Below are 14,224 nucleotides of genomic sequence, written 5' to 3'. Positions count from 1 at the left end.
CCGATCGGGTTCCCGGGTCAGTGGGCGGACAATGAGAATGGGCTGAGCTACAACCGGTTCCGGTACTACGATGCCGAGGCGGGGCAGTATGTTAGTCCGGATCCGATTGGTATTAACGGAGGGTCTAGTGCATTGATTCATTCAGATGGTGCAGCGTTGCCGTTGACGGCATTGAGGATGGCGGCGGCCGGCTTGGTCCAGACGAAGGGCTTCGGCTTTTCGTTGTGCTTGGCGATGTAGCGGTTGATCGCGGCCTGAAGGTCGACGATCCCGCTGAAGCTGCTTCGCTTCAGCCTGCGCCGGGTCAGGGCGGAGAAGAAGCCCTCGATCGCTTCATCCACGAGGCAGAAGTCGGGGTGAAGTGGAAGATCCAGCGCGGGTGCCGGGCCAGCCAAGCCTGCACCCTCGGGTGCTTGTGGGTGGCGTCGTTGTCCAGGATCACGTGGATCAGTTTGCCGGCCGGCACCGCCGCCTCGATGGTGTTGAGGAAGCGCAGGACCTCGTCGTGGCGGTGACGCTGCATGCAGCGCCCGATCACGGTACCCTCCAGCACGTCAAGCGCGGCAAACAGCGTCGTGGTGCCGTGACGAATGTAGTCGTGGGTCTGTGTCTCGGGGCGACCGGGGGTGACAGGTCGGCTCGGGCGGGTGCGCTCCAGGGCCTGGATCTGGCTCTTCTCGTCAAGCGAGAGCACGACAGCGTGGCGTGGCGGATCCATGTAGAGGCCGACGATGTCTTCCACCTTCTCGGCGAAGGCGGGATCATTCGAGCGTTTGAAGCTGCGCACCCGATGCGGCTGGAGGCGGTGTGCGTCCCAGATGCGCTGGACCGACCGCAGGGAGATCCCGACGGCTCGCGCCAGGGCGCGGCCGGTCCAATGGGTGACCTCACCGGGCGGTTCGGAGCAGGTGAGGGCGAGCACCTCGGCGACGGTGTCGGTGGAATGGGGCGGCTTGCCGGGCGGACGGGTCTTGTCGCGCAAGAGGCCCTCGACGCCTGCTTCGGCGTATCGCTGTTGCCAGCGCCACACCGCGGGTCGGCTGACACCTGCCTGGTGGGCGACGTCCAGGACGGAGAGGCGTTCGGCCGAGAGCAGGACGATGCGGGCACGCTGGATGTGCTTGAGGGGCCGCGCCCGATCGACGACGATAGCGGATAGGTGCGCCAGGTCAGTGGCGCTGGGGGTCACACAGACAGTCTGAGCCATGCCCTCAGACGCGCATGCCTCACGCCCCCTGTGAATCCTATGAATGCGTCAATGCACTAGCGAGCCCTCGATCCAATCGAGGGTGCCGCCGTTGTTGGTCGTATAGTAGTAGTAGCCGTCGCCACCGGTACCGCCTTCGCCGCCCGTGATGACGACGCCCGAGCCCGAGGTGAAGGTCATACCGTTCGCGATGAAGAGGCCTAAACCACCGGTGCCTCCGTTGCCGCCCTTGATCTGGGAGCTGGCGCTGCCCGCGCCGCCGCTGCCGCCCTGGCCGCCCGTGAGCGTGAGCCCCGACAGGTTGAGCGTGCTGCCGGAGGTGATGACGGCAGCGGAGCCGCCGGCACCGCCACCGCCGCCGGTGTTCTGATTGGCGGTGGCTCCGTCGGCGCCGCCCGCGCCGCCGGTCTTGCTGCCCGTGAGGCCGCTGGCCCCGCCGACATAGCCATGCGCACCGCCGCCGCCGGCCGAGGCCCCGCCAGCCGCTCCGCTGGCGCCGGCCGCGTTCCCCCGGCACCGCCGGCGGCACCGCCGTAGGCCTTGCCGCCGGCTCCTCCCTTCACGCCGCCGCCGCCGCCGCCGGTCTTGTAGGTGCCGTCCGGCGCGTAGTCGCCGGGCGCTCCGTTGCCGCCGCTGAAATTGTCGACGCCGCCCTTACCGTAGAACGACCCGGATCCGCCGCTTGCGCCGCCGGACCCGGCAAGAGCCGGCCCGGTCGCCAGGAACGGCGCGGCCGGCACCGAGACCAGGGCCGTGGAGGCGCACAGCGCGAGCAGCCACGCCGTCCGGCGCGGGGCCACCTTCCGCCCACGCACAACACCCTGGTTCGCGACGATCTGCACGTTCGACATCCGGCCCGGCCCCTGGGGGGGGGCAACAGCGAATCGCGACCCTGAATCTTGCCGCAGAGACAGGCCATATTCCGAGGCGAATAGGAAGCATCTGCTGGGCAGATCGCGTTACTCATCCCTCCTTGATGCAAGCTTGCAACTGATTCGGATTGGATAATTCTAAAATATTTACCAATAAAACCTGCCATCTCCGATTTATTGTCGATATCTCGGTAAAATATCTAGATATAACAGAATTAAAATGCTTTGTTAGGAAAATATGCCATCCGCCTTCTATCAAATACGCTTGTTAGTCCATGTGTCCGGCGCTCTCGCTGCGCGGCCGTCCTCCCAGCCCGGGAGTTCCGCCACGGTCACGACATCCGTCCGGGATTGCCCCGGATCGGAGACTGCTGGCGAATCCTTCTGCCTTGTTAGCTCGTTGATGTGACAACGCAATCCGACGCTCGCGGAGGCTCGTCATGTCGCTGCAGCCAAGCTCGCCCGTCGAGGTTCCCAGCCAGACCGCCGCCGTAGCTCAAGCCGCGTTTCCGCGGGGCCATGCCTACATGCGGCTGAGGGATGAACTCGGTACCGTGTTCACCGACGCGCAGTTCACGGCGCTGTTCTCCTCCCGCGGCCGCCCGGCCGAGGCACCCTGGCGGCTGGCGCTCGTCACCATGCTGCAGTTCGCCGAAAACATTTCGGATCGCCGCGCAGCCGAGGCAGCTCGTGGCCGCATCGACTGGAAGGACCTTCTTGGCCTCGACCTCACCGACCCGGGCTTCGATGCCTCGGTGCTTTGCGAGTTCCGCTCCCGCCACCACGAGGGTTGTTTGGCGAACAGCCTCGGAAGGCATTCCTCCTTCACTGCTGATGATCGCCTCGCCCTACGATCCAGAGACCCACGACGCCAAGAGGCGTTCGACGACGTGGACCGGCTACAAGCTCCACCTCACCGAGACCTGCGACGCGGATCGCCCCCGCCTGATCACGCACGTGGCGACCACGCTGGCCCCGGTTGCCGACCGTGACGCACTCGGGTCGATCCAGGCCGATCTGGCAGCCCGCGATCTTCTCCCCGACACGCACCTGGTCGATGCCGGCTACGTCGATGCGGAGCTGTTGCTCGCCAGTACACGCGATCACGCCGTGACGCTGCTCGGGCCGAGCCCCCAGGATACGCAGTGGCAATCGCGTCAATCGGGAGCGTTCAGGCTTCAGGACTTCCAGATCGACTGGGATCGAAAGATCGCCATCTGTCCCGCGGGACACACGACGACGAGTTGGAGCCCGGATCGCGATCTGGGTCGTACGGTGATCCGTATCCGCTTCTCCAGCGCGGACGGCAAACCCTGCGCGCTGAAGCAGAACTGTACGCGCTCCCCGCGCCGGTTGCTCACGCCGCGTCGGCGTGAGGACCATGCCGCGCTGGAGGCTGCACGCGCGCGAGAGGTCGACGGGGCCCTTGCCGAGCAGTCCTTCTACCCGCTTCTACCCGCGGGACGGCTGCTGCCATCCGACGGGGCTCTCCCCTCACCGGCAGCAGGTCATGATCGTCCGGAATGATCTCAGGAGAGAACCTCGTTTGCGCCGTCCACCTGGGGAGGCCCAAAAGGAAGCCCGGAGCCCCCCTTACGGCCGCGTCCCGTCGATGCCGGCCGGTCCCCCTTGCTGGAAGGTGTTGTCCCGTGAGCGATTCCGTCCTCGTAACCTCTGACGACGTCCGGACACGCTTCAGCCGTGCGATGTCCGAGATGTACCGGGCCGAGGTACCGCAATACGGCACGCTCATGGACCTCGTCGCCACGGTGAACGCCGATGTCCTGGCGTCCGACGCCGGGCTCCGGGCCCGCCTGGAACGCACAGACGACTTGGAGCGCATCGACCTCGAGCGCCACGGGGCGATCCGCCTCGGCACAGCGGAGGAGTTGTCGACCATTCGCCGCCTGTTCGCCGTCATGGGCATGGCGCCGGTCGGCTACTACGACCTGTCGGTCGCCGGCGTCCCGGTCCACTCGACGGCGTTCCGCCCGGTCCGGGACGAGAACCTGGCGAAGAACCCATTCCGGGTCTTCACCTCGCTCCTGCGCCTCGACCTGATCGAGGATCCGAAGCTGCGCGACGAGGCCGGCAGCATCCTCGCGCGGCGCCGGATCTTCACCGATCGCGCCCTCGCGATGATCGAGCGCCACGAGCGGAACGGCGGCCTCACCTCGGATGAAGCCGACCTTTTCGTGCGCGAGGCCATCGAGACCTTCCGCTGGCACGGTGAGGCGACAGTCGATGCCGAGACCTACCGGGCGCTCGCCACGGCCCACCGGCTGATCGCCGACGTGGTGTGCTTCAAGGGCCCGCATATCAACCACCTGACCCCGCGCACGCTCGACATCGACGCGGTCCAGGCGGGCATGCCGCAGCGCGGCATCGCCGCCAAGGACGTGATCGAGGGCCCGCCGCGGCGCGCTTGCCCGATCCTCCTGCGCCAGACCAGCTTCAAGGCGCTCGAGGAGCCGATCCTGTTCCGGGGGGAGGACGGGGCCACGCCCGGCACCCATACGGCGCGGTTCGGCGAGATCGAGCAGCGCGGCCTGGCGCTGACCCCGAAGGGCCGCGCCCTCTACGACCGGCTCCTCGCGAGCGTACGCGACGAGGGGCGCGCGGGGGCGGATTTCACCGGGCGCCTCGCCAGGGCCTTCGAGGCATTTCCGGATGACCACGACGAGATCCGGCGCCAGGGCCTGGGCTATTTCCGTTACGTCCTGAACGACGCGCGGCCCGCCCACGCGCCGCGCAATCCCGCAGGCACCACGATGGAGGACCTTGTGGCGGGGGGCTACGTCGCGGCCCTGCCGATCGTCTACGAGGATTTCCTGCCGGTCAGCGCGGCTGGCATCTTCCAGTCGAACCTCGGCGGCCAGGAGCAGCGGGCCTACGCGGCGAATGCGAACCAGACGGCCTTCGAGGCCGATCTCGGGGTGAGCGTCCTCGACCCGTTCCAGCTCTACGCGGAAACCGAGGCGCGCTCGATCGCTGCCGTCCGCGCGGCGCTCTGGCAGGCTGCCTGAGCGGTACGTGACCTGGCGCGGCCGTATCCCCGATCCGGTTGCGCGCCTGAACGCACGGACGATCCTTGACAGCCATTCGCGAGCCACAAACCATGAAGGACGACCCGCGCAGCCACGGTCTCTGGGAGCGCTCGGCTCCCCCGGCACCGCCGACATCGCCACTCGAGGGCCGGGTCGCGGTCGACGTGGCGATCGTCGGCGGCGGCTTCACCGGCTTGTCCGCTGCGCTCCATCTCGCGGAGGCCGGTGCGGACGTCGCCGTTCTCGAGGGCGTCGAAATCGGCTTCGGCGGCTCGGGCCGGAATGTCGGGCTCGTCAATGCCGGCATGTGGGTGATGCCCGACGACCTGCCGGGCGAGCTCGGCGACCTCCACGGCTCGCGCCTCCTCGACCTGCTCGGCGCGGCGCCCGCTGACGTCTTCGATCTCGTCGAGCGGCACGGCATCGCCTGCGAGCCCGAGCGCCAGGGCACGCTGCACTGCGCCGTCGGCAAGAAGGGCATTGCCGAGTTGCAGGAGCGCGCCCGCCAGTGGCAGGCCCGCGGCGCCCCGGTCCGTCTGCTCGACGCGGAGGAGACCGCCCGGAAGATCGGCACCCGCGCCTATGCGGGGTCGCTCCTCGACGCGCGGGCCGGCACCATCCAGCCCCTCGCCTATGCCCGCGGGCTTGCCGGGGCGGCGATCGCCGCCGGGGCCCGGATCCATGCCGGCAGCCCGGTCGTCGCGGTCGCCGATGCGGGCACGCATTGGCGCCTCGACACCCCGAAGGGCCATGTCGAGGCCGCCCGCGTCATCGTGGCGACCAACGCCTATACCAGCGCGGTCTGGCCGGAGATCCGGGCGGAGCTCGTCCACCTGCCGTATTTCAACATGGCGACCGCGCCATTGAGCGACGCCTTACGCCGCTCGATCCTGCCAGAGCGCCAGGGCGTCTGGGACACCCGCGAGGTGCTGAGCTCGTTCCGCTTCGACCGGGCGGGCCGGCTGGTCTTCGGCAGCGTCGGGGCCTTGCGCGGACCAGGCCTGGCGATCCACCGCAGTTGGGGCCGGCGGGCGCTGGCCAAGCTGTTTCCGCAGCTCGCGGGCGTCGCCTTCGAGACCGAGTGGTACGGCCAGATCGGCATGACGGCGAACAACCTGCCGCGCTTCCACCGCCTCGGCCGGAACGTCGTCTCGTTCAGCGGCTATAACGGCCGCGGCATCGCCCCCGGCACCGTCTTCGGCCGCTGCCTCGCCCAGCTGATGCAGGGCACGATCGGCGAGGACGACCTTCCCCTGCCGGTCACCGACCCGGTCGCCGCCCCGCGGCGGCGCTTGCGGGAAGCCTTCTACGAGGCCGGGGCCCAGGTCGCGCACCTGACCGATGCGCGCTTCTGATCGACATCCTTTCATACGGGACACACCCATGACCGACACGACCCGCCCGCTCGCGGCCCAGGCCCGCGACATCCTCCTCTCCCTCGGCATCGCCGCCGACCGCATCGCGGGCGGTCCCCTGCGGGTGGTCTCGCCGGTGGACGGCTCCCTCCTCGCCGAGGCCGCCACCGTGTCGGCCGGGGAGGCGCGCGAGCGGATCGGCCGCGCCCACGACGCCTTCCTGGAGTGGCGCTCGATCCCGGCCCCGCGCCGCGGCGAGCTCGTGCGCCTCCTCGGCGAGGAGCTGCGCCGGCACAAGGACGCGCTCGGCCGCCTCGTCAGCCTCGAAGTCGGCAAGTCGCCCTCGGAAGGCCTCGGCGAGGTCCAGGAGATGATCGACATCTGCGACTTCGCCGTCGGCCTGTCGCGCCAGCTCTACGGCTTGGTCATCCAGTCCGAGCGGGCCGAGCACAAGCTGACCGAGCAGTGGCACCCGGTCGGCGTCGTCGGGGTGATCTCGGCCTTCAACTTCCCGGTCGCGGTCTGGTGCTGGAACGCGGCGCTCGCCTTCGTGTGCGGCGACGCGGTGGTGTGGAAGCCGTCCGAGAAGACGCCGCTCACGGCGCTCGCGGTCCAGGCCCTGTTCGAGCGGGCGGCGTCGACCTTCGGCGGCGTGCCGGCGGGCCTCTCGACGCTGCTCGTCGGCGGGCGCGACGTCGGCGAGATCCTGGTGGACGATCCCCGCGTGCCCGTGGTCTCGGCCACCGGCTCGACCCGGATGGGACGCGAGGTCGGCGAGCGCCTGGCGCGGCGCTTCGCGCGACCGATCCTGGAACTCGGCGGCAACAACGCCTCGATCGTCACGCCCTCGGCCGATCTCGACCTGACCCTGCGCGCCGTCGCCTTCGGCGCCATGGGCACGGCCGGGCAGCGCTGCACGACCCTGCGCCGCCTGATCGTCCACGAATCGGTCCGCGGCGCCCTCGTCTCGCGCCTCATCGGCGTCTACGAGACCATCTCGGTCGGCGATCCGCTGACGAGCGACGCCCTGGTCGGGCCGCTGATCGACGAGGCGGCGTTTACCGGCATGGCGCGAGCGCTCGACGCGGCGCGTGCGGTGGGCGGCAAGGTCCATGGCGGCGAGCGGGTGAACGTCAACGGCCCCGGCTCGTTCTACGTCCGCCCGGCGCTGGTGGAGATGCCGGGCCAGGTCGGGCCGGTGATCGAGGAGACCTTCGCGCCGATCCTCTACGTCCTGACCTACCGCACCCTCGACGAGGCGATCGCGCTGCAGAACGGCGTGCCGCAGGGCCTGTCCTCCTCGATCTTCGCCACAGACATCCGCGAGATCGAGCGCTTCCTGTCGGCCCGCGGCTCGGATTGCGGCATCGCCAACGTCAATATGGGCCCGTCCGGCGCCGAGATCGGCGGGGCGTTCGGCGGCGAGAAGGAGACCGGCGGCGGCCGCGAGAGCGGCTCGGACGCCTGGAAGGCCTATATGCGGCGCCAGACCAACGCGATCAATTACGGCCGCACCCTGCCGCTCGCGCAGGGCGTCAAGTTCAACGTCGACGGGGGCTCGGCGCAGGCATGAGCGCCGCACTCCGCTCCCCCGGCGCCGGCTTCTCCCCGGCGCCCCGGATCGCCACGATCGGCGTGTCCGAGATCCTGAGGATCACCGCCAAGGCCGGGGCGCTCAAGCGCGCCGGCCGCCCGATGATCGTCCTCGGCGCGGGCGAGCCCGATTTCGACACGCCCGAGCCCATCAAGAACGCCGCCATCCGCGCCATCGGCGCCGGGGCGACCAAGTACACCGCGCTCGACGGCTCGCCCGAGCTGAAGGAGGCGGTCCGTCGCAAGTTCTCGCGGGAGAACGGCCTCGTCTTCACGCAGGACGAGGTCACCTGCGGCGCCGGCGCCAAGCAGATCCTGTACAACGCCTTCATGGCGACCCTCGCCGAGGGCGACGAGGTGGTCATCCCGACCCCGTACTGGACGAGCTACAGCGACATCGTGACGATCGCCGGGGGACGGCCGGTCCTCCTGCCCTGCGGGGCGGAAGCCGGGTTCCGCCTCCAGCCCGCCCAGCTCGAGGCGGCGATCACGCCGCGCACCCGCTGGCTCCTGCTCAACTCGCCGTCCAATCCCTCGGGCGCGGGCTACCGGGCGGAGGACCTCGCGGCGCTCGCCGCGGTGATCCGCCGGCATCCGCAGGTCTGGGTCATGTCGGACGACATGTACGAGCACATCGTCTACGACGGGTTCCGGTTCGCCACCTTCGCGGCCGTCGCCCCGGACCTCACCGAGCGGACGCTGACGGTGAACGGCGTGTCGAAGGCCTATGCGATGACGGGCTGGCGCATCGGCTACGGCGGCGGCCCGTCCGCGCTGATCAAGGCCATGGCGGTGGTCCAGAGCCAGGCGACGTCCTGCCCGTGCTCGGTCAGCCAGGCGGCGGCCATCGCGGCGCTCGACGGCCCGCAGGACGTCGTCGCCGAGCGGCGCATGGCGTTCCAGCGGCGGCGCGACCTCGTCGTGCAGGGGCTGAACGCCGTGCCGGGCCTCGACTGCCCGGTCCCCGACGGGGCGTTCTACACCTTCGCGAGCTGCGCCGGCCTGATCGGGACGCGCACGCCCGAGGGGCGCGTCATCGGCTCGGACCGCGATGTCGCCGACTACCTGCTGGACGCCGACGTCGCCGTGGTGCCGGGTTCCTGCTTCGGCCTGGAACCGTTCTTCCGGATCTCCTACGCGACCTCGGATGAGGAGTTGCGGGTCGCACTCGCGCGCATCGCGCAGGCCTGCTCGGCCCTCGTCGCTCCGGTCCGGGCGAATTCCTGAGCGACGGGCTTTGCCCGTGTCGCCACGACCCGCCATTCGGGACTGGATGAGGGGGCCCTGACATCCTCCGCGCGCGAGAGGTCTGCGTGGATGCAGATCTTCTTGGTGCCGAGATCCTCATGGCCCCGGATCCGTCGATGACGCTGGAGCCAGCGCCGTCGACGATCCCGCTCGCCCCGCACGATCGGCTGTCGATCAGGCCGCTTTATCGGCTGGACCTCGGCGGGTGTGTGGCCGGTTCCGGGGTTCTGACGTGATGCGTTGGATGGGAATGTCGGTCGGGCGACGCCGACTGCCCGACGTGGAGGGGCAAGGACCGGTCCGAGGTGCGTTCGAAGGCTCGCGAGCGCAGGGAGGGAGAGCAGGCTGGCGACTCGCGCATGCTCCGTCACGCACTGATGTCAAAGCGCGGTCCCGGTCGCACGACCGGGAGAGCCAAGCATCATCTCTCACATCGAAGATTCCGACGTCATGATCCCGCACTTATCCCCCGGGCCCGAGACGGTGCCGCTCCACGCGGCCTTCTGCGCCGAATTGCGGGCGCGGGGCTTTGCCGGCGATCTCTCCCTGTCGCGCGCCGACCGCACCGTGCTGGCAACCGACAACTCGATCTACCAGCTGACGCCGCAGGCGGTGGCCTACCCTCGCGACCGCGACGACCTCGTGCGCATCGCCAGGCTGCTCGCCGAGGACCGCTTCGAGGAGGTGCGGATCGCGCCCCGCGGCGGCGGCACCGGCACCAACGGCCAGTCCCTCACCGACGGGCTCGTGGTCGACCTGTCGCGGCACATGAACCGGATCCTGGCGATCGACCCGGAGGCCCGCACGGTCCGGGTCGAGGCCGGCGTGGTCAAGGACCAGCTCAACGCGGCGCTCGAGCCCTACGGGCTGTTCTTCGCCCCCGAGCTCTCGACCTCGAACCGCGCCACGATCGGCGGCATGATCTCGACCGACGCCTGCGGCCAGGGCTCGTGCCTCTACGGCAAGACCCGCGACCACGTGCGGGCGCTGACCACGATCCTCTCCGACGGCACGGTCTGGCACTCCGAGCCCCTCGACGCGGCCGGGCTCGCGGCGGTACAGGCACGGCCCGACCGGGCCGGCACCATCCACCGCGAGGTCGACCGGATCCAGCGCGAGAACGCGGCGCTGATCGACGCGACGTTCCCGCCCCTCAACCGCTGCCTCACCGGCTACGACCTCGCCCATATCCGGCGCGCCGACGGCCGTTTCGACCTCAACGCGGTTCTGTGCGGCTCGGAGGGCACCCTCGGCTTCCTGGCCGAGGCCACGCTCGCCGTCCTGCCGCTGCCGAGCCACGTCGCCCTGGTCAACCTGCGCTATGCGAGCTTCGACGCGGCGTTGCGCGACGCGCGGGCGCTGAGCCGCCTCGCGCCGGCGTCGATCGAGACGGTCGATTCCAAGGTGCTGGCGCTGGCCCAGGGCGATCCGATCTGGGACGGCGTCGCCGCCTTCTTCCCCGAGGATGCGGGCGAGCGGGCCCGCGGCGTCAACCTCGTCGAGTTCGTCGGCGATAGCGAGGCGGCGGTCGCCGGCGCGCTCGCCCGCCTCACCGCCATGCTCGACGAAAGAGGACCTGCAGCGGGGCGGCGCGGCTACACGGTGGCGCGGGCTGAGGCCGAGGTCGGCCGGATCTGGACCATGCGCAAGAAGGCGGTCGGCCTTCTCGGCAACCAGAAGGGCGAGGCGCGCCCGATCGCCTTCGTGGAGGACACCGCGGTCCCACCCGAAAACCTCGCCGACTTCATCGCCGAGTTCCGGGCGGCCCTCGACCGGCGCAACCTCGATTACGGGATGTTCGGCCACGTCGATGCCGGCGTGCTGCACGTCCGGCCCACGATCGACATGAAGGCGCCGGGCGCGGAAGCCCTGGTGCGCGCGGTCACCGAGGAGGTCGTCGGGCTGACCCAGAAATATGGCGGGCTGCTCTGGGGCGAGCACGGCAAGGGCGTGCGCTCGGAGTTCTCGCCCCGGTTCTTCGGCCCGCTCTACCCGGCGCTCCAGGCGGTGAAGGCCGCCTTCGATCCGCTGAACCAGTTCAACCCGGGGAAGGTCGCGGTACCCGAAGGCGGCGCACTGCTCACCATCGACGGCGTGCCGACCAAGGGCGGCCACGACCGGGCGATCCCGGCGGAGGTGCGAGCGGCTTACGACGAGGCCCTGCACTGCAACGGCAACGGCGCCTGCTTCACCTACGATCCTGACGAGGCGATGTGCCCGTCCTGGAAGGGCACGCGCGAGCGCCGGCATTCGCCCAAGGGCCGCGCCCATCTGATGCGCGAATGGCTGCGGCGGCTGGCTGCCGAAGGATTCGACCCACTGGCGGAGTCGCGTGCGTTCCGCGCCCGTCCAGCCTGGCTCGGCTTCCCGGCCCGCCTCGCCGCGACCTTGACCCGGCGCGACGACGACTTCTCGCACGAGGTGCACGAGGCGATGGCGGGTTGTCTCGCCTGCAAGTCCTGCACCGGACAATGCCCGATCAAGGTCGACGTGCCGACCTTTCGGGCGAAGTTCCTCGAACTCTATCACGGCCGCTACCTGCGGCCGCTTCGCCACCACGCCATCGCGGCCCTGGAGCCGCTGGCACCCTGGCTCGCTCGGGCCCCGCGCCTCGTCAACGCCGCGATGGGGTTAGGGATGGCTAAGTCGGTCGGGTTGGTTCACGCGCCGAAGCTGTCCGGGCTCGATTTCGGGCGGGAACTGGCGCTCCGGGGCGTCGCCCTCGCCGATGCGGAGGTCTTGGCTCGACTCTCGCCGGCCGAGCGGCGTTCACACGTCGTCGTGGTGCAGGACGCCTTCACCAGCCATTACGACACGCCGGTTCTGCTGGCCCTCCTCGACCTGCTGATCAGGTTAGGCGTCCGGCCCTGGCTCGCCCCCTACCGGCCGAACGGCAAGCCGCTGCACGTCCACGGCTTCCTCGGTCGCTTCGCGCAGGTCGCCGCCCGGAACGCCGACGATCTCGGCCGGCTCGCGGCGACCGGCGTCGCGCTCGTCGGCCTCGATCCGTCGATGACGCTCACCTACCGTTCCGAATACAAGCAGGCCCTGCCGGGACAAGAGCTACTGCAGGTGCTGCTCGTGCAGGAATGGCTCGCCGCGTGGCTCGACGTCAGCGACTCGGAGGCGGATGGCGAACCCTATTGGCTGCTGCCGCACTGCACCGAGCGGGCGACGGCGCTGCCGGCCTTGGCGGCGTGGAGCACCGTCTTCCGGGCCTTCGGCCTGCGCCTCGCGGTACTGCCCTCAGGCTGCTGCGGCATGGCCGGCACCTACGGCCACGAGGCCGAGAACCGAGCGACCTCCGAGCGGATCTACGGCCTTGGCTGGGCGAGGCCCGTGGCGGAGCATGGCCGGACCGACCGCCTCCTCGCCGACGGGTATTCGTGCCGCTCGCAAGTCAAGATCATCGACGGCGTGCGACTGCCGCACCCGGTCGAGATCCTGCGCGACCATGTTTTGACCGAGATCCTCGCGCCCGCTTCACCGACTGGCAGCAGCTTATCTTTGCCGGCGCTGGCTATGTCAATATAGAGTTAATTGTTATGGCATGTGCAGGCTTGCATAATACGGCGGCTACGAGTGCCATGGCGTCCCCCGGGCCGAGTTGATCACCCGGGTGGGGACAACCGCACCACAAGGCCGCCGAACCGCGACGCCTCTCGCACGAGCGAACCGCCGTACAGCTCCGCCAACTCCAGCATGGACGAGGGCGAGATCGTCGAGGACGCACAGGAGGGGTTTTTTGGCCCCCGCAGCGAGCGCGCCCAGACCTTCCTGTCTAGGATACTTCAGTACTGAGCGGTCGGCTCGACACGATTCAAGACGAGGCCAGGCCGCTGCCGGCTGCTCGCGAAACCAGGTGCGCATGATGTCTTTGGAAATACGCGCCAGTGCCCAGACGGCAATGATCCGCGACAGATTGATCGAAGCTGTCACCGACGCGGTCGGTGGCCAAGCGGAATATGGTGAGTTCGTCAGGGATCTCTTCGGCCGGGTCTCGGTCGACGACCTCGGGGACTATGCGCCTGCATCGCTCGCCACGCTCACCGTGGCGGCCCGGGATCACCTCGCGCGGCCCCGCCGGCCGGGGCGCCCGGCAGATGTGGCGCTCCACGACGTCCGTGTCACGCGCGGGAGGCAATCCCAAGGCATCACCGTGGTCGAAGTCGTCGATGACAACCGGCCCTTCCTGCTCGATTCCACGCTCGCCGCGTTGACGGCCCACGGCCTGTCGCCCGACCTCGTCGCCCATCCGATCCTCGGCGTCGAGCGCGATTCGGCTGGGGTCCTGAGGCGGCTCGTCGGCGAGACCACGGCGGAGGCAAATGACGGCTGGGTCCGCGAAAGCCTGATCCACATCCACGTCGATCGGATCGAGGGCGAGGATCGCTAACGCCTGGAAGCGGACCTCGTACGGGCCTTCCACGCCGTGGCGTGTGCCGATGAGGACGGCGCGGCCATGCTCGCGCGACTTCGCGCGCTCCAAACTGTTCTCGCCGACCGGCCGGCTCGCCGGCGAGGTCCGCCTCGTCGGCCTGTTTACGGCCACGGCCTATGCAAGCCCCGTCCGCGACGTGCCGGTCGTGCGCCGCAAGATCGCGGCCGTGGCGAGTCGCGCCGGCCTCGACCAGGATCGCATCCACACCGCCGACGAGGCGATCGGCCTCGCCGAGCAGCGCCCGCTGCAGCGGAGCCTCCTCCCAGATCCCAGCCGCGATGAAGTGGTGCAGCCGGTCGTAGGAAACCCCATCGGCCCGGGGGCCGCCATTGGCTGGACGCTCTTGCGATCACCCAGGGGGTGTCCCTTAGAGTGGTGTAGCTGACCGAGAGCGGGAGAGCCCGCCTGCGCGGCTTTCACAGCGCTGTAGCCGGCGGGATCTCTCGCGGGGGTGGCCATCG

The 14,224-nt window shown here is 69.6% G+C and carries 11 protein-coding genes and 3 pseudogenes; 11 read left to right on the top strand and 3 right to left on the bottom strand.

The window, feature by feature from the left end:
- Positions 1–3 precede the first annotated feature (3 nt).
- Positions 4–240, top strand: a complete 237-nt coding sequence (locus VQ03_RS35340; RefSeq protein WP_425350101.1) for an RHS repeat-associated core domain-containing protein — start codon at positions 4–6, stop codon at positions 238–240.
- On the opposite strand, the pseudogene VQ03_RS26860 reads toward VQ03_RS35340, so the two are convergent.
- Both VQ03_RS26860 and VQ03_RS35100 read right to left on the bottom strand, forming a co-directional pair.
- Positions 138–1,207: pseudogene (locus tag VQ03_RS26860) on the bottom strand (IS630 family transposase). The gene VQ03_RS35340 and the pseudogene VQ03_RS26860 sit on opposite strands and share 103 nt — an antisense overlap.
- Before the next feature lie 48 nt (positions 1,208–1,255).
- Positions 1,256–1,387: a hypothetical protein gene (locus tag VQ03_RS35100; protein ID WP_280948508.1), complete on the bottom strand. Its 132-nt coding sequence runs from the start codon at positions 1,385–1,387 to the stop codon at positions 1,256–1,258.
- A gap of 40 nt (positions 1,388–1,427) precedes the next feature.
- Here VQ03_RS35100 and VQ03_RS33395 point away from each other — a divergent pair, with 40 nt between their 5' ends.
- From VQ03_RS33395 to VQ03_RS26825, 10 genes and pseudogenes are all read left to right on the top strand, one after another.
- Positions 1,428–1,577: a hypothetical protein gene (locus tag VQ03_RS33395; RefSeq protein WP_157064273.1), complete on the top strand. Its 150-nt coding sequence runs from the start codon at positions 1,428–1,430 to the stop codon at positions 1,575–1,577.
- 942 nt (positions 1,578–2,519) lie between these two features.
- Positions 2,520–2,858, top strand: a pseudogene (locus tag VQ03_RS35335) (transposase); the annotation flags it as partial.
- Positions 2,859–3,036: 178 nt separating this feature from the next.
- Positions 3,037–3,606, top strand: coding sequence for a transposase (locus tag VQ03_RS31175; protein ID WP_083468239.1), 570 nt, complete (start codon positions 3,037–3,039; stop codon positions 3,604–3,606).
- Positions 3,607–3,728: 122 nt separating this feature from the next.
- Entirely contained in the window at positions 3,729–5,105 is a 1,377-nt protein-coding gene (gene hglS / locus VQ03_RS26850; RefSeq protein ID WP_048453983.1) for a 2-oxoadipate dioxygenase/decarboxylase HglS, read from the top strand.
- Between the two features lie 92 nt (positions 5,106–5,197).
- A complete protein-coding gene (locus VQ03_RS26845; protein ID WP_048453982.1) occupies positions 5,198–6,481 on the top strand; it encodes an NAD(P)/FAD-dependent oxidoreductase in 1,284 nt (427 codons plus the stop codon).
- Between the two features lie 28 nt (positions 6,482–6,509).
- Entirely contained in the window at positions 6,510–8,054 is a 1,545-nt protein-coding gene (gene amaB, locus VQ03_RS26840) for an L-piperidine-6-carboxylate dehydrogenase (protein ID WP_048453981.1), read from the top strand.
- Positions 8,051–9,301 carry a pyridoxal phosphate-dependent aminotransferase gene (locus VQ03_RS26835; protein WP_048453980.1) on the top strand — a complete coding sequence of 417 codons (1,251 nt, stop codon included), beginning with the start codon at positions 8,051–8,053 and terminating at the stop codon, positions 9,299–9,301. The genes amaB and VQ03_RS26835 overlap by 4 nt, the downstream gene beginning before the upstream one ends.
- Positions 9,302–9,387: 86 nt before the next feature.
- Positions 9,388–9,558, top strand: a complete 171-nt coding sequence (locus VQ03_RS33390) for a hypothetical protein (RefSeq protein ID WP_157064272.1) — start codon at positions 9,388–9,390, stop codon at positions 9,556–9,558.
- A gap of 214 nt (positions 9,559–9,772) precedes the next feature.
- Entirely contained in the window at positions 9,773–12,856 is a 3,084-nt protein-coding gene (gene ydiJ / locus VQ03_RS26830) for a D-2-hydroxyglutarate dehydrogenase YdiJ (protein WP_048453979.1), read from the top strand.
- A gap of 334 nt (positions 12,857–13,190) precedes the next feature.
- Positions 13,191–13,718, top strand: a complete 528-nt coding sequence (locus tag VQ03_RS26825) for an NAD-glutamate dehydrogenase domain-containing protein (protein WP_245292206.1) — start codon at positions 13,191–13,193, stop codon at positions 13,716–13,718.
- Positions 13,719–13,950: 232 nt separating this feature from the next.
- Here VQ03_RS26825 and VQ03_RS34785 read toward each other — a convergent pair.
- Positions 13,951–14,117: pseudogene (locus tag VQ03_RS34785) on the bottom strand (transposase); the annotation flags it as partial.
- Positions 14,118–14,224: the final 107 nt, after the last annotated feature.

Origin of the sequence: Methylobacterium tarhaniae (genome assembly GCF_001043955.1) — a bacterium.
GTDB lineage: Bacteria > Pseudomonadota > Alphaproteobacteria > Rhizobiales > Beijerinckiaceae > Methylobacterium > Methylobacterium tarhaniae.
Note: the sequence above shows the minus strand (reverse complement) of the source record. Positions and strands in the feature narration are given on the sequence as shown.

Coding starts and splice junctions, on each gene's coding strand:
- VQ03_RS26845 (WP_048453982.1), top strand. CDS start 5,198: ATGAAGGACGACCCGCGCAGCCACGGTCTCTGGGAGCGCTCGGCTCCC.
- VQ03_RS26835 (WP_048453980.1), top strand. CDS start 8,051: ATGAGCGCCGCACTCCGCTCCCCCGGCGCCGGCTTCTCCCCGGCGCCC.
- VQ03_RS26825 (WP_245292206.1), top strand. CDS start 13,191: ATGATGTCTTTGGAAATACGCGCCAGTGCCCAGACGGCAATGATCCGC.
- amaB (WP_048453981.1), top strand. CDS start 6,510: ATGACCGACACGACCCGCCCGCTCGCGGCCCAGGCCCGCGACATCCTC.
- ydiJ (WP_048453979.1), top strand. CDS start 9,773: ATGATCCCGCACTTATCCCCCGGGCCCGAGACGGTGCCGCTCCACGCG.
- VQ03_RS35100 (WP_280948508.1), bottom strand. CDS start 1,387: ATGACCTTCACCTCGGGCTCGGGCGTCGTCATCACGGGCGGCGAAGGC.